Origin of the sequence: Haliscomenobacter sp. (assembly GCF_040403615.1) — a bacterium.
GTDB lineage: Bacteria > Bacteroidota > Bacteroidia > Chitinophagales > Saprospiraceae > Haliscomenobacter.
The window spans coordinates 1-17,754 of the sequence record NZ_JBBAKG010000050.1 but is presented as its reverse complement, the minus strand read 5'-3'; the positions used below and the strand labels follow the sequence as shown (position 1 = coordinate 17,754).

The window sequence follows — 17,754 nt, the reverse complement described above, 5'->3', positions numbered from 1 at the left end:
TTACCGGGGCAAAAAAAATCCCGCATGCTGAACGTGGCCAACCTGCGGGATTTTTTTAAACCTATTAGAGACTAGTCCTCGTCATCATCATCTGCAGCAGCTACCTTGGGTGCAATTTTGATGGCCTCAGGATTGGTCAGGAGCTTTTCCTTGATCTTCAATTCCAATTCGTTTGCAACTTCGGGATTGTCGATCAGGAATTGCTTGGCAGATTCACGACCCTGGGCAATTTTTGCACCAGCGTAGCTGTACCAGGCACCACTTTTTTGGATGATCTCATAATCAACACCCATGTCTATGGTTTCGCCAGATTTAGAGATGCCCTCACCAAACACGATATCGAAAGTAGCGATGCGGAAAGGCGGCGCCAGTTTATTTTTCTTCACGGTTACTTTGACCTGGTTGCCTACCACGTTGCCGTCTTTGTCTTTGATTGCTGCGCCAGATTTACGGATGTCAAGGCGAATCGAAGCATAAAACTTGAGGGCATTACCACCAGTAGTAGTTTCAGGGTTACCAAACATCACCCCAATTTTTTCGCGCAACTGGTTGATGAAGATGCAGCAGCAGTTGGTGCGACCAATGCTACCTGTCAGTTTACGCATGGCTTGCGACATCAAGCGGGCTTGTACGCCTACTTTGGAATCGCCCATTTCGCCTTCAATTTCACTGCGGGGAACCAGGGCAGCTACAGAGTCTACGACCAGGATATCGATTGCTCCGGAACGGATCAGGTTTTCAGCAATTTCCAATGCTTGTTCACCATTGTCGGGCTGAGAAATCAGCAGCTCATCTGTTTTTACGCCCAATTTTTCGGCATAAAACCGGTCAAAGGCATGCTCGGCATCCACAATTGCAGCAATTCCGCCTTGTTTTTGGCATTCTGCAATGGCGTGAATGGCCAGGGTTGTTTTACCCGAAGATTCCGGGCCATAAATTTCCACAATTCTGCCTTTGGGTAATCCATTGATTCCTAACGCGACATCCAGGCCGATAGAGCCGGTGGAAATCACGTCGACATAGCTCACTTGCTTGTCTCCCAAACGCATGACCGTGCCCTTACCGTAGGTTTTGTCCAGGCGATCCATGGTAAGTTGGAGGGCTTTCAATTTTTGGTCTTTGTCCAGTTGCGACATGGTGATTTACTTTACGTTTTTATGCTCAAAAAATAACGTTACAAAGTTAGCATTAAATGTTTTAAATGCAAATTTTTGTGAAACAATTTTTAGAAAAAGTAAAAAATAGCAAACACAAAAAAGCGGAACCTGAGCAATGCCCGGATTCCGCTTTCGTGTGTTCGCGAATTAAAATTACCTTAACCCATTTTTAATCCTGACCTTGTAAGGCAGCAGAGCGCTTGCTGTACTGCAAAACGTTTTGTAAGGTAGATGGCTTGGCGTTGAACTTTACTTTTGGCAATTGATCGTAGGCTTTGCGCAGTTCGAAATATTCTTCGCGCAGCAGGATGTTTTCCTGCAAAGCCTCACGGATGGCCAAAGTTTCAGCTGCCGAGGTTTCTTGATAAAGGTATTTAATAAGCTTAGTTTGAGTAAAGGTTTGATCCATGAACCATAGTTTAATGACTGAATATCAACTGTAAAACAAATGAATTTACATAAATATTGCACAACTGAAAAATTTAATTATTATCCATTTGTTCTTTCGGCATTTCGACTCGGCATTTTGTCTAACTTTTATTCTGAAAAGCTTAAACAAAAGTCAGCAATCGCTGTTACCAATCCAGTTGTATACCATTAAACAAGTACACCTTGGCAAAGAAAGTAGTGGTGATCGGCGCAGGTTTTGCAGGATTAGCAGCAGCCTGCTGCTTGGCCAAAGCGGGTTATGAAGTAACCGTGCTGGAAAAAAACAGCATCCCCGGAGGTCGGGCACGACAGTACACCACCGACGGCTTTGTGTTTGATATGGGGCCAAGTTGGTACTGGATGCCCGATGTGTTTGAGCAGTTTTTTGCCCAATTCGGCAAAAAAACTTCAGACTATTACCAACTCCTACGCCTCGATCCTTCTTATTCCATTGTTTTTGGACAGGACGATGTGATGCAAGTCCCTGCCAAGATGGAGGAACTGCAGGCCATGTTTGAGCATTACGAACCAGGTAGCAGCAGCAACCTGAAAAAATTTCTTGCCGAAGCGAAATACAAATATGAGGTGGGGATGGCCGATTTTGTGCACAAACCCAGCCATTCTATCTGGGAGTTTGCCGATTGGCGTCTCCTCAAGAGCATGTTTCGGCTACAAATGTTGACCAACATGGCCACCCATGTGCGGCAGTTGTTCAAAAACCGCAAGTTGATTGAATTGTTGGAATTTCCGGTGCTTTTCCTAGGGGCTACTCCAGCCAAAACCCCAGCGATGTACAGCTTGATGAACTATGCAGATATGGCTTTGGGCACCTGGTATCCCATGGGCGGAATGTTCAATATCGTGGAGGCTATGGTAAGTCTGGCTGAAGAATTGGGGGTGAAAGTACTGCTCAACCAGGAAGTTATAGCGATTGAATCACCAAATGGCAAAGCCACCAAAGTTGTTACCCACGATGCGGAATATGCCGTAGATGCCGTGGTGGGTGGCGCCGATTACCATCACCTCGATCAGGAGGTTTTGGCTCCCAACCAGCGCAATTACAGCAAGCAATATTGGGATCAGCGCGTAATGGCGCCCTCATCCTTGTTGTTTTACCTCGGGGTCAAAAAGCGGTTGAAAAACCTACAACACCACAATTTATTTTTTGATGGAGATTTCGCGCAGCATGCGGTCGAAATATATGAGCAGCCAAAATGGCCAGAAAAACCCCTATTTTACGCCTGTGTTCCCTCCATTACTGATCCGAGTGTAGCGCCAGAAGGCTACGAAAACTTGTTTGTGCTCATCCCTCTGGCTCCCGATTTGGAAGATACCGAGGAAAAGCGGGAGTACTACTACAATCTGGTGATGGAGCGCCTCGAACGATTGACTGGACAGGAAATTCGCTCGGAGGTAGTGTACAAACGCTCTTACGCCCACCGGGATTTCGTTCAGGACTACCACGCGTTCAAAGGAAATGCTTACGGACTGGCCAATACGCTGCTGCAAACTGCTTTTTTGAAACCAAAATTGCGCAGCAAAAAAATAAGCAATCTGTTTTTTACAGGACAGCTTACCACTCCAGGGCCCGGCGTGCCACCTTCACTCATTTCGGGGCAGGTGGTAGCGCGCGAAATAGACAAATTACTGTCCTAAATATTCGCCATAGAATCGCACTAAGTAGTGGGGCAAAAATAAGTGTTCATTTTTCTTGAGCCACAGAATTAGATAAAACACTTAAAATGAACCGTTTATTTATCTAATTCTCTGGCAAAATCAACACTTGTTTTTTTATTGCCCCTAAAACCATCCAAACTATGATGAGTTTATTCAATAGCACTTGCATGGAGTGCAGCCAGCTGATTACACTGCGCTACAGTACCTCATTTTCAATGGGGATCAAGGTATTTGACAAAGCTTATCGGGCACCTATTTACGCCATTTATGGTTTTGTGCGTTTTGCCGATGAGATAGTGGATACCTTTCATGGGTTTGACAAAGCAGCATTGTTAGAGCGCTTCAAAACAGAAACCTATCAGGCCATCGAAGAAGGCATTAGCCTCAATCCAGTATTGCAAGCATTCCAGCTGGTGGTCAATCAATACAAGATCGAACGCGAATTGATCGAAGCTTTTCTGTACAGTATGGAGATGGATTTGCACCACCACAAATACGAAGACCGACTCTATCAAGAATACATTTACGGCTCGGCAGAGGTAGTTGGGCTCATGTGCCTACGGGTATGGACCAACGGCAACGAAGAGCAATACCAACACCTCAAAGCTAGTGCCCGTAGCTTGGGTGCAGCTTTTCAAAAAATCAATTTCCTGCGCGATATGAAGAGCGATTTCGACGACCGGGGCAGGGTTTATTTTCCAGGGGTCGATTTCCGCAATTTCAGTGAGGATGACAAACTAAAAATTGAAGCCGATATCAAGGCCGATTTTGATCACGCGTTTACTGGGATTGTACAATTGCCCAAAGGCGTACGGTTTGGCGTTTATTTGGCCTACGTGTATTATACCAAGCTCTTCCAAAAAATCAAAAATTCCCCGGCGCATCAGGTGCAAAAGCAACGCATTCGGGTGCATGATGGACGTAAAGTAGCGTTGCTGGTGAGTTCAGCGGTACGCAACAGTTTAAACCTGCTTTAACATGAAGGACAAGGTATTGGATATTTCCCATAGTCAAGTATCCATTGGCTGGAAGTGGCCGATTTTGTTGTGGCCTTATGCGCTGGCGGGGTTGTTGCTGTTTTTGGGTACCATCACCCCCAAACCTTTTATTTACAGTGTGCCCAATGTAGCACATTTGGCTTTTTTGGAAACCCCCTGGGCATATGCCATGCTGCATCTCTTTGCATTCGTACCCGTATTTTTGCTCAGCTTCGACCGCAAAGTCCATTTTTACACTTCCTGGCGTTTTTTGTTGCCCGCCATCATGATCATGGGTGGTTTTTTCATCGTTTGGGATTCTTACAAGACACTGATTGGGGTGTGGGGCTTTAATTTGCGCTATGTCTCAGGTGGTTTCTTATGGAATATGCCCTGGGAAGAGTGGATGTTTTATTTGACCGTGCCTTTTGCGAGCCTCTTTATCTACGAATGCCTCAATGCCTATTTTCCTGGCGATCCTTTCCGAAAATGGGACAAACCCATCACGCTGGGCATCGTCATCTTGTGCTTTTTAGCCGCACTTCTTTCCTTTGACAAAGCTTATCCGAGTACCACCTTTATCCTCACGGGTGGTTTTGTATTGTACCATTGGCTGTATGTGCCCAATACCTACCGAACCCGCTTTTATCGGGCATATCTGGTCATTCTGATCCCATTCTTGCTCGTAGATGGCGTTCTGACCGGTGGCTTTACCCAAGAACCCGTAGTGGTGTACAATCCTGCCGAGTTTCTGAATCTCCTGATCGTGTCCGTTCCAGTGGAAGATGCGGTGTACGGTTTTTTGCACCTTTTTGGGGTGTGTTATTGGTTGGAGTGGTTTCGGAGAGAGAAATAAAAAACACAAACTTATTAAATCATGTTACGCAATAGCAGCTTCGCTGCTGTATTTTTTCACCACCTTAGGATCTAAGATACCTGAGATGCACCTTAGTATCCAAACTGCATTGACTCAGGTGGCTCTTAGGTGCCTGAAGTGCCTAAGGTGGTGGGAAATCAAAGCAGCGAAGCTGCCTGCGTAATGCGAGTTATTAAATTCCCTTTCGCGCACTCATCAGCAAGCGCAAAGGTTTTCGTTTGATTCGATTGGCCAATCTGTCCAGAATTTTCCAACCGGAAAAAGGCAGAAACCGCGTCAGGACGTACGTCCTCAATTTCAGCAGGTAAAAATTGGAAAAGGCTTCTAATCGCAAACGTTGTGCGGAAGGAGGCAGCAAATCCGCCAAAGATTTTTCATCAAAAACATGCAAGTGGGCGTGTTGAGGCGTGGGCCGATTGCAGTGCACGCAAAGGTAATACGCTGGCTGATCGCGGTAGGGCGTGGTAATGATCAATTTTCCGCCCGGTTTTAAAATACGCAGCAAATGCTGAATAAACAAGGCTGGATCGGGTACATGTTCGATCACTTCAGCAGCAATGATGCAGTCGAATGCCTGATCTACAAAAGGCAAAGCATACACTTCAGCGATGACGCCATAATGATTGGAAAAAGGGTATTGTTGCCGCGCACGCTCAGGATTCACGGTAGACACATCCATAGAAAAAACCTCGATCCCAAGTGGACAAAAATGCTGCGCTACCCAGGCTGATCCACAACCCACATCCAAAATGCGCCCTTCCAATCCCACGGTTTCGGCAATGATGGCCTGGCGCAAGCGGGCATTGTCGTGGCGGGCCGTGGCCGATTCGAACCCGGCAAAATAATCGAAATACTCCGCGTCTTTTTGGTAATGGTCTATATAGTGAAACGAAGTACCCAGTTTTTGATGCAAAGGGCTGTTGAGTACTTTCATGTGTGCGGTAGCCGACAAGAGGTAGGCTACGCCGTCGCGCACCGGGTATTGCCAGTTTTGGCTGGCGTCGGAGAGCAATTTTTCGCTGGGCCGATAAGCTAAAGACTCCTGCGTATCAGGACTGATGAAGAGGTGCTCGATCTCGTGCATGGATGGGTTTTGTTGACGGAAACGGTGTTTGGAAAAACGTACGCTGACGAAAGGTAAGGAAAAACCTCTGGGGTGAAATGCGCGGCAGGTATTTTTTAAGATTTGATGAAATGCAGTGGGGGAAAATCATCCATGACCTGGCATCAATCTTCCATTCTATTCGCGGGGTTTATCCCTGAACTTTGTGTCATGATTTAGCTAAATACAAACTGCCGATTGAGTGGCAAAGTACTCGCTGCTAAATTTTTCACAATAAAACCCAAACCGTCATGGCAAAAAACTATGTTTCTCTTGCTTTCACCGATGCCGTAAAACGACTACAAGAACAATACGGCAGTCGCAAAGCCTATGCCCGCATGGAGCAATCCAAATACACCGAAGGCCTTTCGGAATCAGAAATCATGTTCATTGCCGACCGCGATAGCTTTTACCTCGCCAGCATCGGCGAAAATGGCTATCCTTACATCCAGCACCGGGGTGGCCCCAAGGGCTTCATCAAAGTATTGGATGCGCATACCATCGGGGTGGTTGATTTCAAAGGCAATCAGCAATACATTTCGGTAGGCAACCTGGAAACCCACCCGCAAGTTTCTTTGATCATGGTGGATTACCCCCGCCAGGCACGCCTGAAATTGTATGCCGACGCCTCGGTGGTTGAACTCAAAGACAACCCTGAACTGTTTAAAGAACTGGATCCCGCGGATTATCCACATTCGCCCGAACGGATGTTGATTTTTAAGATTCAGGCGTATGACTGGAATTGCCCACAGCACATCACGCCCAAGTATACCCTGGCCGAAATTCAGGAAGCATTTGCGCCCCAACAAGCGTATCTTGCCGAACTGGAAAACGAGGTGAAAGCGCTGCGCGAAGCCCAGCAGAATTCTGCCTCAAAATTGTAGCGTTACATGTACACCACCCATTACACCATGATCGATCCTCAAAATGGAAATCTGGCTTTTCGGATTTTTCCTTTTGAGGATGCGTCCAGTTTTCAGCCCATTCAACGCTTGAGTTTTTTTAGTTTGATCCTGATTCAGGAGGGGAGTGCCCACTTAACGGCAGATTTTAACGAATACCAGATTGATGCGCCTGCGCTGCTGGCTTTTTCGCCCTATCAGCCCTTTATGATGCAAAGCAGTGCGCCATTGAAAGGCTGGGTGATCAACTTTCACGCTGCATTTTTTTGCATTTTCAAGCACCATGAAGAAATCTCCAGCAATGGACTCTTGTTCAACAATATTTACCAGCCACCTTACCTACAACTGAGTCCTCAGGATGTCTTGCATTTTGAAATGCTGATCGAACAAATGATTGTGGAAATACAAAAACCGGAATTGGCACAGTACGAGCTCTTGATTTCCTACCTGAAAATTGTTTTGATCAAAGCCGCCCGACTGAAATTGGATCAACAACCCGCATTAAAGGAAGAGAATGGGAATACAAAAGAACCCTTTGTCCTGCAAAAACTCAAAGATGCGATCGAAGCCCACCACCGGAGCAAGCACTCCGCCAGCGATTATGCAGCATTGCTCAACATCAGCCCCAAAGCCCTGGCAAAAATCACCAAAGCGTATTTCCATAAAACCCTTACTGACCTGATCAGTGAGCGCATCATCATTGAGGCCAAACGGGAATTGTACCTTACCTCCAAACCAGTCAAAGAAATCGCCTTCGAACTGGGCTTCGAGGATGAGTTTTATTTTAGTCGATTTTTCAAAAAAAATGCAGAAATTTCGCCCCAGTATTACCGGGATACGGTAGGTTTTGCAGCAGGGGAGAGGGGCTAGCGGAGACGATTTATTAATTTTTCACTGTACCTTGGATCTTTAGTAGTGGGGCAAAAATAAGTATTCATTTTTCTTGAGCCAGAAGATTAGATAAGACACTTGAAATGAACCGTTTACTGATCTAATCCTCTGGCAAAATGAACACTTATTTTTTTATCACCCCTCAGAAAACTATAAATAAACATAAAACAATGAAAACCAAGCTCGTGCTTTTGTTGGTGATTTTCGGTGTCCAACTCACTTTTGCCCAAGTTACCCAGCGCAACATCCTGGGCAACAAGTACAACCTCCTCGCTGTCCAGCAAGCCTTGATCCCCAAAGCACAGTGGAAACCCTATCCTCAAACGACCGAAGAATGGCGCAAGCGCCTCCCCGACTCTACTGCCAACCAATTGATCAAAAATGGAGAAAACACCCTGAAGTACAAGTTTGAGCCCATCTCTGCCAGTACTTCCCTGGATTTTGTGCGCTCTGGCGACCGCCAGCAACACGGCAATCTCTCTTTTGGCAAGCGCAATGCCTTGATGAACCTCGTTCTGGCCGAAAGCATCGAAAATCGGGGCCGCTTTACTGAGGCAATTATGAATGGGGTTTGGTCGATTTGTGAAGAAAGCTATTGGGGCGTTCCGGCGCACATCGGCACGACCGGACTTCCCGATGTAGAAAATCCGGTAGTTGACCTTTTTGGCGCAGAAACGGCGGCGGTATTGGCATTGACCGATTATTTCACGGGTGAAAAACTGGACAAAATCAATCCACTCCTTCGTTCGCGCATCTACTACGAAACCAAACAACGCTTGTTTATCCCCATGGCCAAAAATGGCGACAAATACAGTTGGATGAGCAAAACCAAGCCCGTCAACAACTGGAATCCCTGGATCATGTCCAATTGGATTACGGCCATTTTGCTGCTGGAAAAAGACGAAAAGCAACGCGCCGAAATGCTGCACCAAAGCATGTTGGGACTGGATCGCTACCTCAATAGTCTCGGTGATGATGGGGGCTGCGACGAAGGGCCAAGCTACTGGTTTGCCGCAGGTGCCTCTGTATACGATTGCCTGGAATTGTACGCCAATGCCAGCAACAACAAGATCGACATCTACACACTGCCTTTGATCCAAAAAATGGCTTCATATGTGTACAAAACCCATATTGCCGACAACTATTTCGTCAATTTTGCCGATGCTGACCCCAAACTCACCCCAGATGGACTGATGTTGTACCGTTTTGGCAAAGCCATCAATGACCCTACCATGGTACAATTTGGCCAGTGGGCGTTCAGCAAATTTCCGGGAGCCTCTACTTCCATTTCAGGGTACCAACGCCCGCGCAGGATCTTCAACATCCTGAGCATTGTGCAACTGGCCAACAACAATTTTACCTATACGCCTTCCAGCGATGCCTGGTTTTCAGACATCGAAGTGATGACTACCCGCAGCAGCAATGGCATTTATCTGGCTACCCACGGCGGCCACAATGCTGAAAGCCACAACCACAACGATGTAGGCGATTTCATCATTTATCTGGATGGCAAACCCATGATTGTAGACGCAGGTCGAGGCAATTACACCGCGCGCACTTTTTCAAGCAAGCGCTATGAACTTTGGTTTACGCAGTCCGAATACCACAACCTGCCCATCATCAATGGTTTTGGACAAAAAGCTGGCCTGGAATTCAAAGCCAAAAACGTCAATCGGGTCAACAACGCCAAGGAAAGTTTCCTTTCAATGGAAATTGGCGACGCCTACCCTGCCGAAGCCGGCATCCAATCCTGGAACCGCACCGTTCGACTGAAAAAACCCAGCGGCGAAGTGGAATTGATCGACGATTACCTCCTCAAGCAAAAGCCCAAAACCCTGCAACAGGCCTTCATCACCATTTGCAATGTAGATTTTTCGGAAGCGGGTAAAATTGTCTTGTCGGATCAAGGCCAAGTACTGATCTTGCAGTACGATCCAAAAAAATGGACAGTTGGTATGGATGTTCCATCCACCGAAGGTATGGAGTACAGCAGCTTCAAAACCAAATGGGACAGCAAGCCCGTACAACGGATTTTGCTGACGCACAAAGCGCCAGAGGCAAAAGGGAAATTGGAATACAGCATCAAGCGGGGATAAAAATCGCGCTTGATCCCTTATGTTTGTAGCGAAAGACATTGCACCCTTGACTCCGTCTACAACCCAGACTTGTTTTATGGTGTTATGTCAAAAAAAACAACTCATGCTCAGATACTTTTTTGGCTTGGCAATACTGACGCTGACCTGGAGCTGCACACCCCCTGCTCCAACAACCTCCGTTCCAGGAAAAGAGCCTTATTTTTTCGACATTGCCGGGTTCTTTAATGCAGAAATCAAAACGCTCAATCAAGGCAAGGTAAAAGCCCAAAAAACGGTGAAATACAATGCCAAAGCGGATCATTTGCAGAGCCTAAGCCTGGACTACGAAAAAGAATTGGCCGTTTTTGTGCATTCCGACATCAACAAGCTTTCCTGGCGGGAAAAATATACTGCGGATACCCTGCGGGAGGCTGGCGAAATTCGCTCCATCACCTACAAAGCACTTGACGAGAAGCTCAAGACCCAAAAAATTGCCATCTCTTTTGCCAACCAGCAAATAGACCGCATCGCCATTCGAAACCACCTCAAAAGCATCATCGCCAGTACTTGGCAAGAACTGGAATACCGCCCACTCAAAGGGTATCAGGTGCACGGTAAACAAACGATGCGCTTGAACGGTGTAGGAGAAATGGGCATTGAAGTGGAATTTGTCCAATAAACTTGTTGTAAAGAGTCTAATAAAACCAGAGTTTTCAAACATCTCTGCTTCCTATTCGTTACTTTTTGTAAACAATTCAATCCTGATGATCGAAACCGACGTCCTCATTATCGGCTCTGGCATCGGCGGATTAAGCACCGCCATCAAAATTGCAGAAGCTCGCCCTGACTTGTCTGTCACTGTGCTCACCAAAACCATTGAAGGAGAAAGCAATACGCGATATGCCCAAGGTGGAGTAGCCGCCGTTTGGGACGTTGAAGTCGACTCTTACACCAAGCACAAAGAAGATACCCTCGACGCTGGCGATGGCCTTTGCGATGAAGCTATCGTAGACATAGTAGTATCCGAAGGACCAGCTCGCGTACAAGACATCATCGATTGGGGGGCCAGATTTGACAAAACCAAAGACGCATCGCAATACGATCTGGCCAGAGAAGGCGGCCACTCCGAAAAGCGCATCCTGCATTACAAAGACCTCACGGGCTGGGAAATGCAGCGCGCCTTGATGGCCAAAGCAGATGCCCTGCCCAACATAAGCATCCACGAGCATTATTTTGCCGTCGACCTGATTACCCAGCACCACCTCGGGATGTCGGTTACCCGCTTAATGCAGCACATTCAGTGCTTTGGTACGTATGCGCTCAACAAGAAAAACAACGTCATTGAAACCATCTTGGCACGTACAACTGTAGTCGCTACTGGCGGCACGGGGCAGGTTTACCGCGCTACTACCAACCCGGTGATTGCCACTGGTGACGGCATTTCGATGGCCTACCGCGCCAAAGCCTGGACGGAAAACATGGAATTCGTACAGTTTCACCCCACTTCTTTGTACAACCCAGGTGGGGACAATCCCGTGTTTTTGGTTTCAGAAGCGGTGCGAGGGTTTGGCGCTATCCTCAAAAGCAAGGAAGGCGAAGAATTCATGCACAAATACGATGAGCGCAAATCCCTTGCCCCACGTGACATCGTAGCCCGCGCCATCGACAACGAAATGAAAATCCGTGGGGAAGATTGTATGTACCTGGATTGTCGGCACATCAATCAGGAGGATTTCCTTGCGCATTTTCCTACCATTTACGACAAGTGTAAAAGCATCGGCATCGATCCCATGCAGGACATGATCCCGGTAGCTCCGGCTTGCCATTACATGTGTGGTGGCATCAAGGTAGATGCACTGGGACAAACTTCGATACATCAGATGTACGCAGTGGGCGAATGTACTTCTACCGGGTTGCACGGGGCCAATCGCCTGGCTTCAAACTCCCTGCTGGAAGCGATGGTTTTTGCGCAGCGCATTGCCGATGATGTTCTGGTGAAAATTGACAACTGGAGCATCCAAAAAGGCATCCCCGATTGGAATGCCAGCGGTACCACCGATCCCAAAGAAATGGTACTCATCACCCAGAGTATCAAGGAACTGAAAGAAATTATGAGCAGCTATGTTGGCATCGTCCGCTCCAATGTACGCCTTAAACGCGCCCTGGATCGCCTGGAATTGCTCTACCGCGAAACGGAAGAAATATACAACACGACGACCATCAGTCCTCAATTGTGCGAGTTGCGCAACCTGATTACGATTGCTTACCTCATCACGCGTTCAGCACGTTTGCGGAGAGAAAGCCGGGGGCTGCATTACACCACGGATTATCCCGAAAAAGCGGAGTTTGTGCAGACGAATGTGATTTGACGAGCGCTCGAATTTAGTCCAAATTGTAACCTTCTTTTTAACGCGATACGGTTAGAACACAAAGAATGGATTTTGGCTGCGCCAAAATGTTTATTCACCACGACGACACAACGAACACGACGTTTTACGCACTTCGTGCGTCATGAACACGACGCAAGCGTCGTGTAGTGCGTAGCAAAACGTCGTGTCCGTCGTTTCGTCGTGGTGAATAAAAATACAGCGAAGCTGTGCAACAAGGATTAAGGGACGATAAAAAAATTCTATTTCTCTACTCCCCCTTCAGCAGTCGTACCGGCCCCAACAATCCCGACTCCAGCAACTCCCACTCTGGTTTGATGGTGATGTTGGTTTTGGTAATCCGCTGGTTTGGGGGCTTGCCCCGATCACCGACCAGGCGGTTGCGCCAGGAATTGACCACGGCTACTTCCAATTCATTGCCAGTAGGTTTCAAAAAGCCTGCAATGGAGACGCGGTAAGGAGGGCACCACAAAATGCCCAGGTCTTTGCCATTCAATTTTACCATCGCAATGCCCACATCTTTGACCACTCCAAGATCCAGAAATTGTTTGCCCGAAAGGTCTTTCGCGTCAAAGTAGGTGCGGTAAACAGCAGTACCCGAAAAGTACTTGATGCCTTCCTCTGGTCGGGTATGCCAACTCACCAAGGAATCCAGGCGCAATTCCTGGTAACCATATTCAGGATCAAACAATACCCGCCAGGGTGATTTCAATGTTTCAATTGGGCGATAGGTCAGGAAATTTGCGGTTTTGCTTCCAACTGCTTTTGACCCGCCGGGCAGGGTTTTTCTAAATACCACAAAAATGGATCCATTGGGAGCAAAATCCAGAGGCAAATAGGTTTTGCCATCTTTTTGGTAAAAGGTAGTCGCTTCGCGGATCTCGCCAGTCACGGCGTCCCAAAGTTCGGGTTGCTTGCTTTGCGTGCGGAAGGCCGCAGTGACCTGGGTCGCTACAGGATTTTGGCTGCTGATGAAATAGAAATCTTCCGTAGCGGTTTGTCGGTGAATGTAATCGTAGGTTTTTCCTTCCGGCTTTTGTACAAAGGAACAATCGGGCAAAAGTTTGGGAGCAAGTACCTCCCGGGCAGTTTTGCCCCAAATGATCTGGCCTTTGCCCACCTTGCGCATGCCAACTACTCCGGGCGCATTACCCCAAAGGGCTAGCGCAATTTTAGCACGTTCTTGTTCCGCGATCGCGCCACCTACCAGACTGGCCGTGCTCAGGGTTGGCATTCCAATCACGGTTGCGCCTGCCTTGACCAGCGCTTGTACTTTTTTCAGCGCCGCCAAAGACAATACCTGGTGATTGGGCAATACCAGCACCAGGTAACGCACGCCATTCAGCAAAACAATTTGGCCATCTTTTACCGCCAAAGTCAGCAATTTGTCTTCGTTGATCAGGTCGTAATCGTAATCGGGCAGTGTGCCGGCTGGATCATCTTCTTTATAGCGCCCCAGGTTGGGGATGTGGTCGCCATAGTAATACAGCACATCCGCCACCGAGCGACCTTGTTGCAAAAGCATTTGACATCGACTTAGGTATTGGATAAACGGAATGGAATAATGCCACCAGGTGACGTTGGGGTTAAAGTGGGTACCAGCAAAATATTCTTGCCCGGGTTGCCCCATCTCGCGTGGAGAGCAAGTAAAGGTGTGCAAATAAACCAGGTTCAGACCCGCACAGTATTCGTGGTCCACACTGGGTTTCATATCCGCCCAAATCACGTCGTTCCAATGTGGCCCGATGGTGGTGAAGGATTCTGCACCCACCAATTTTTTGTCAAAAATTTTGGCTGCGCTAGCGGCCTGTTTCACAAAAAAGCGATCAACGGGCTTGGAGCGGTGCGGAGAGGGCGACCAAAACTCGCTCATCATGATTTCGGAATGGCCGTAGTTCTTGAGTCCGTCAAAAGGGCCGGCGTGAGGCCCGGCAGATTCGGGCTGGATACCGATGCCGTATTTTTTGGCGCGTTCCGCAAAAACGCGGTAATGGTTGTCGGAGATGCAATCACTCAAGGTTTTGCGCAGGTCGTTGAGAAAGCGATTGCTGGTTTCGCGGTTTTCGATGATTTTGCCAGCCAGAATGGGCAAATAAGGCAGTGGATCATAGCCCCGGCGTTTTTTAAATTCCGCCTCAAATCCGTCCGTCCAGTTCATGCCCCCGGCTTCAAAGCTGTCGGTTTGCAAGTATTGGAGGGTTTTGCCCGCGCGGTCGCCGATCATGCTCAGGAGTGGTTCTACGTGGGTATCCCAATAACGGTTGAAAGCCTTGGCACTCATGTAATCAATCACCGACCCCTGCCACTTGCCGCTGGAAGTGGATACATGGGCATCGGTAGGAGAATATCCGATTCTGAGTACCGTCCATTCGCCCGGAGGCGCATTCCAATCCAACTGGCCGTGTTGAAAATAAGCGCTGATATTCAAGACCTGACTGAGCGCCGCATCTTCTTCGCCTGGTGTTCCTGGAACATCGGTCAGCAGCGGGCGGGTTTCGGGTACCGACCAACCTACTTCTTTGGTTGCGGCTTTATTGGCAAAATCCCGAATGGGTTGCTTTCCCGAATTCTCCTGGTAGGGAATGGCCAGCACGGCAATGTCCTGGTAGTACTCATAGCGGCTGGGGGGCTGCACCAGGGCTTGTCGCACGCGGGTTCCTCCCTGGATTTTGGTTTCCGAAAAAACCACTTGTTTGGCCGCTTCGGCAGGAGTGATGTCTGGGCCACCGAGGTTCCAGCCACTCTGAATGCTGAGCGATAGGACCAAACCGTGCTTTTCGGCTTCGTTGATGGCGTGCAGGTACAGGTCGCGCCAGGCGGATGATCCAAACATGGGCCCTTCGGGCACTTGGGCATTGCCACGTTGGTCGGCACCACCTGCATCAAAAATACAAGCGCCACTGAAGCCTTTGGCTTTCATCTCTGCCAAATCACGCGAAATGGTCGCTTTGGTGACGTTGCCGTTGAGCCACCACCACCAGCAGCGGATGCCGTAGCGTTGAGGGGGAGTGAGGAAATCGGCGTTGGACAAGGCGCTTTGAGGGACTTGGGCGAAAGTTGCTGCTTGAATCACCAGTGTCAAGAAGAGGAGTGATAATTTATTGACCCGCATACAAATTGGATAAATGGAATGTAAAAACTAAATCATGCCGAAGTTCGGAAGAAATATGGGAAGATTCGTCTTATGAGTTTTTTTCGCATCTTAAGACCAATATCAAAACAAGGTCAATTGCACTTTCTTTTTCGGATAAAATACGCCAATTATCACAAATGGGTTTTTACCCCTGCGCATGTGCCATTCTTTGGTAGTTCCCATGAAGAAATAAACATCACGCTTGGAAATAAAGTCATCAAAGTATTTTTCCCTCACTTTTTGAAGCGCAGTGGCTTCATCATTTTGAGCCATCCTGAGACAATTCCAATATAGTGCACCAATCTCCCAATCTTCAATCATCATTCTGGATTGAGTACCTTGTTCATCTACAAATCGGTAGAAGAACTTGTAAGGCAATTTTTTCATTACCTCTCTTGCTTCTTCAGCCTTTTCTCCAAACAATGAAAGCTGATTTTGTAGAGCTTTCCAGGTCTCCTTCCAATCATCGGTGTCTTTTTCGATGTCTAATCCCAAAATTTTGGCAGGTTTAAAAGTAGCCAACGATAAATTTTTGGGTGCTTTAGATTCTTCGATCAACTGCTTTAAATTGGTGTACACATTTGTAAGACAGAATTGCTTTCGTGCAGCCCATTCATGTTCTGTTCCAAGATGTTCACCTACAACCAGGTCTTTAAATTCGTAATCTTCTGGTGAGTGGCTTTCAGGCCGAAAATCATCCTGGCGCTTTTTGAGATTGAGTTCGATCCAGGTGTATTTGGTGGTTCCGACAACACCATCTTTTTTCAGTCCACTCAAGAAGCTAAGTGGAACGGGATAAATGCGAATCCATGATCCATCTTCCAATACCCCAGCTGTACAAACTAATTCGTCGTAACTGCGGGAAGGCAAAGGGTAAGTTGTTACCGTGAGTAAAACGCGTTTAAGGGGCATATACAGGTAATTTACAGGTGTTCTACAGCATATTTGAAATTTGGCAGTTGAGCAACTGCTGTGGCTAAATGACTACGATGGCATTGGCAATGCTGTCCTTCAAAACAAGTCAAAGCAACTCGATGCTGCTGTTCGACTAAAGCCAAAATGGCTTCTTGCGTCTTCAAGGTTTGAGGCAGAACTTCCCGGCAATAGCTTGCAAAAAGTTGATCATAGTCATCTTGGTTATTGAGTTCCTGGCGTTGGCTACTTTCAATGCCAACTTCTGGAAAATGCAAAAATTTAATCCCAACGCCTTCACAAGCAGCTTGTAGTTGCGATTTACTAAAGCCATACTTCATGCTGAATGAATTTTTCCGCACGTCGCATAAAATTTTAATGTCTTTTTGGATGAGTCGGTTGATGTATTCTTCCAAGCTTATGCCTTCGTAACCAATAGTATACAAGCATTTTTTCTCACTTTCCGGTCTGCTTTTAGTTACTTTCATCAACTCTTCATTGCCTAAAATTTTTCCAGCAATTTGGCTATTGATGGCATAATAAGGATATTTCTGATACGTCAATTTTATTAAATCATCAGTAGATTTAGTCTTATAGACCAAAGCAATGCCTCGCATCAAAAGTGCATCCTGCTTGTTCAAGGCCTTTAGAAAATCTTCTTTGGTATTGATTTTCCAGCTTTTTTCCAGCTCATCGATCAAGCCATATTTCCCCAAAGTTCCTAAATCAGCATTGGCTTGGAAAGAGAAACAACCATATTTGAAAGGAATAAAATGAAAAGCAGGTTTCTCCTGTTTTTGGCAAAACAAAAAAAGCAGTTTTTGAAGTTGAATTTTCTCCAACGTACCCTCAAACATTTGCAACAGACTTAATAAAACTTTTCGGCGGTAGTACATTTTGATTATTCAACTTGGTGAAAAACATTTTTTTTATAAAAAAAACAAAAATAACAAACTCTTGATAAAACTGCAAGGTCTTTATTGAATAATCTTCGACTAAACAGATAACTATCTTATCATCAAATTATCTTGATTTCTGGCTACAGGAAATACCCCTTAATCGCTTTCGCATACTGCGGTATCGCCACTTCCGGATCAGCAATTTCTAGGTGCCTGAATGGCTTTAACGATACTTCGCCTTGCCTCAATAAAGTGGCGCATTCGACAATGGTTTCAAACTTGGGGACAGCCCAGGGTTAACTCAATCAAGTTTGAACCATTTTAGAACATTCGAAA

Annotated in this window: 14 protein-coding genes; 8 read left to right on the top strand and 6 right to left on the bottom strand. The window is 46.9% G+C overall.

Annotation, left to right across the window (positions count from 1 at the left end):
- Positions 1 to 71: 71 nt before the first annotated feature.
- Together recA and ABW391_RS16555 are read right to left on the bottom strand one after the other, a co-directional pair.
- The gene (gene recA, locus ABW391_RS16560; RefSeq protein ID WP_353483010.1) at positions 72 to 1,136 is read right to left on the bottom strand and encodes a recombinase RecA; all 1,065 of its coding nucleotides are present in this window, start codon (positions 1,134 to 1,136) and stop codon (positions 72 to 74) included.
- A 190-nt stretch (positions 1,137 to 1,326) separates the two neighbouring features.
- On the bottom strand, positions 1,327 to 1,566 hold the full coding sequence (locus ABW391_RS16555; protein WP_353483009.1) for a hypothetical protein: 240 nt from the start codon (positions 1,564 to 1,566) through the stop codon (positions 1,327 to 1,329).
- 203 nt (positions 1,567 to 1,769) lie between these two features.
- Here ABW391_RS16555 and crtID point away from each other — a divergent pair, with 203 nt between their 5' ends.
- The 3 genes from crtID (at position 1,770) to ABW391_RS16540 (ending at position 5,096) form a co-directional block, all read left to right on the top strand.
- Complete coding sequence (gene crtID / locus ABW391_RS16550; RefSeq protein ID WP_353483008.1) at positions 1,770 to 3,242, top strand: bifunctional phytoene desaturase/3,4-desaturase; 1,473 nt, start codon at positions 1,770 to 1,772, stop codon at positions 3,240 to 3,242.
- 161 nt (positions 3,243 to 3,403) lie between these two features.
- Positions 3,404 to 4,240 carry a phytoene/squalene synthase family protein gene (locus tag ABW391_RS16545; protein ID WP_353483007.1) on the top strand — a complete coding sequence of 279 codons (837 nt, stop codon included), beginning with the start codon at positions 3,404 to 3,406 and terminating at the stop codon, positions 4,238 to 4,240.
- Between the two features lies 1 nt (position 4,241).
- Positions 4,242 to 5,096 (top strand): lycopene cyclase domain-containing protein, encoded by an 855-nt coding sequence (locus ABW391_RS16540; protein WP_353483006.1) that lies wholly within the window; start codon positions 4,242 to 4,244, stop codon positions 5,094 to 5,096.
- A 193-nt stretch (positions 5,097 to 5,289) separates the two neighbouring features.
- Here the strand turns inward: ABW391_RS16540 and ABW391_RS16535 are convergent, their stop codons facing one another.
- Positions 5,290 to 6,201: a class I SAM-dependent methyltransferase gene (locus ABW391_RS16535; RefSeq protein WP_353483005.1), complete on the bottom strand. Its 912-nt coding sequence runs from the start codon at positions 6,199 to 6,201 to the stop codon at positions 5,290 to 5,292.
- Positions 6,202 to 6,470: 269 nt separating this feature from the next.
- Here ABW391_RS16535 and ABW391_RS16530 point away from each other — a divergent pair, with 269 nt between their 5' ends.
- The 5 genes from ABW391_RS16530 (at position 6,471) to nadB (ending at position 12,456) form a co-directional block, all read left to right on the top strand.
- Positions 6,471 to 7,103: a pyridoxamine 5'-phosphate oxidase family protein gene (locus tag ABW391_RS16530; RefSeq protein WP_353483004.1), complete on the top strand. Its 633-nt coding sequence runs from the start codon at positions 6,471 to 6,473 to the stop codon at positions 7,101 to 7,103.
- A gap of 6 nt (positions 7,104 to 7,109) precedes the next feature.
- The gene (locus ABW391_RS16525; protein WP_353483003.1) at positions 7,110 to 7,991 is read left to right on the top strand and encodes a helix-turn-helix domain-containing protein; all 882 of its coding nucleotides are present in this window, start codon (positions 7,110 to 7,112) and stop codon (positions 7,989 to 7,991) included.
- Positions 7,992 to 8,182: 191 nt separating this feature from the next.
- A complete protein-coding gene (locus tag ABW391_RS16520) occupies positions 8,183 to 10,108 on the top strand; it encodes a heparinase II/III domain-containing protein (protein ID WP_353483002.1) in 1,926 nt (641 codons plus the stop codon).
- 103 nt (positions 10,109 to 10,211) lie between these two features.
- The gene (locus ABW391_RS16515; protein ID WP_353483001.1) at positions 10,212 to 10,766 is read left to right on the top strand and encodes a hypothetical protein; all 555 of its coding nucleotides are present in this window, start codon (positions 10,212 to 10,214) and stop codon (positions 10,764 to 10,766) included.
- An 85-nt stretch (positions 10,767 to 10,851) separates the two neighbouring features.
- Positions 10,852 to 12,456 (top strand): L-aspartate oxidase, encoded by a 1,605-nt coding sequence (nadB, locus tag ABW391_RS16510; RefSeq protein ID WP_353483000.1) that lies wholly within the window; start codon positions 10,852 to 10,854, stop codon positions 12,454 to 12,456.
- Positions 12,457 to 12,724: 268 nt separating this feature from the next.
- Here nadB and ABW391_RS16505 read toward each other — a convergent pair whose 3' ends face one another.
- The 3 genes from ABW391_RS16505 to ABW391_RS16495 all read right to left on the bottom strand — a co-directional run bounded on the left by ABW391_RS16505 (position 12,725) and on the right by ABW391_RS16495 (position 17,415).
- Complete coding sequence (locus tag ABW391_RS16505) at positions 12,725 to 15,586, bottom strand: glycosyl hydrolase (RefSeq protein WP_353482999.1); 2,862 nt, start codon at positions 15,584 to 15,586, stop codon at positions 12,725 to 12,727.
- Positions 15,587 to 15,688: 102 nt separating this feature from the next.
- Entirely contained in the window at positions 15,689 to 16,519 is an 831-nt protein-coding gene (locus ABW391_RS16500) for a DUF8757 domain-containing protein (RefSeq protein WP_353482998.1), read from the bottom strand.
- 11 nt (positions 16,520 to 16,530) lie between these two features.
- The gene (locus ABW391_RS16495) at positions 16,531 to 17,415 is read right to left on the bottom strand and encodes a DUF488 domain-containing protein (protein WP_353482997.1); all 885 of its coding nucleotides are present in this window, start codon (positions 17,413 to 17,415) and stop codon (positions 16,531 to 16,533) included.
- Positions 17,416 to 17,754: the final 339 nt, after the last annotated feature.

Excerpts from the sequence above, each read along its gene's own strand:
- recA (WP_353483010.1), bottom strand. The coding sequence starts at position 1,136 with ATGTCGCAACTGGACAAAGACCAAAAATTGAAAGCCCTCCAACTTACC.
- ABW391_RS16555 (WP_353483009.1), bottom strand. The coding sequence starts at position 1,566 with ATGGATCAAACCTTTACTCAAACTAAGCTTATTAAATACCTTTATCAA.
- ABW391_RS16545 (WP_353483007.1), top strand. The coding sequence starts at position 3,404 with ATGATGAGTTTATTCAATAGCACTTGCATGGAGTGCAGCCAGCTGATT.
- ABW391_RS16540 (WP_353483006.1), top strand. The coding sequence starts at position 4,242 with ATGAAGGACAAGGTATTGGATATTTCCCATAGTCAAGTATCCATTGGC.
- ABW391_RS16535 (WP_353483005.1), bottom strand. The coding sequence starts at position 6,201 with ATGCACGAGATCGAGCACCTCTTCATCAGTCCTGATACGCAGGAGTCT.
- ABW391_RS16530 (WP_353483004.1), top strand. The coding sequence starts at position 6,471 with ATGGCAAAAAACTATGTTTCTCTTGCTTTCACCGATGCCGTAAAACGA.
- ABW391_RS16525 (WP_353483003.1), top strand. The coding sequence starts at position 7,110 with ATGTACACCACCCATTACACCATGATCGATCCTCAAAATGGAAATCTG.
- ABW391_RS16520 (WP_353483002.1), top strand. The coding sequence starts at position 8,183 with ATGAAAACCAAGCTCGTGCTTTTGTTGGTGATTTTCGGTGTCCAACTC.
- ABW391_RS16515 (WP_353483001.1), top strand. The coding sequence starts at position 10,212 with ATGCTCAGATACTTTTTTGGCTTGGCAATACTGACGCTGACCTGGAGC.
- nadB (WP_353483000.1), top strand. The coding sequence starts at position 10,852 with ATGATCGAAACCGACGTCCTCATTATCGGCTCTGGCATCGGCGGATTA.
- ABW391_RS16505 (WP_353482999.1), bottom strand. The coding sequence starts at position 15,586 with ATGCGGGTCAATAAATTATCACTCCTCTTCTTGACACTGGTGATTCAA.
- ABW391_RS16500 (WP_353482998.1), bottom strand. The coding sequence starts at position 16,519 with ATGCCCCTTAAACGCGTTTTACTCACGGTAACAACTTACCCTTTGCCT.
- ABW391_RS16495 (WP_353482997.1), bottom strand. The coding sequence starts at position 17,415 with ATGTACTACCGCCGAAAAGTTTTATTAAGTCTGTTGCAAATGTTTGAG.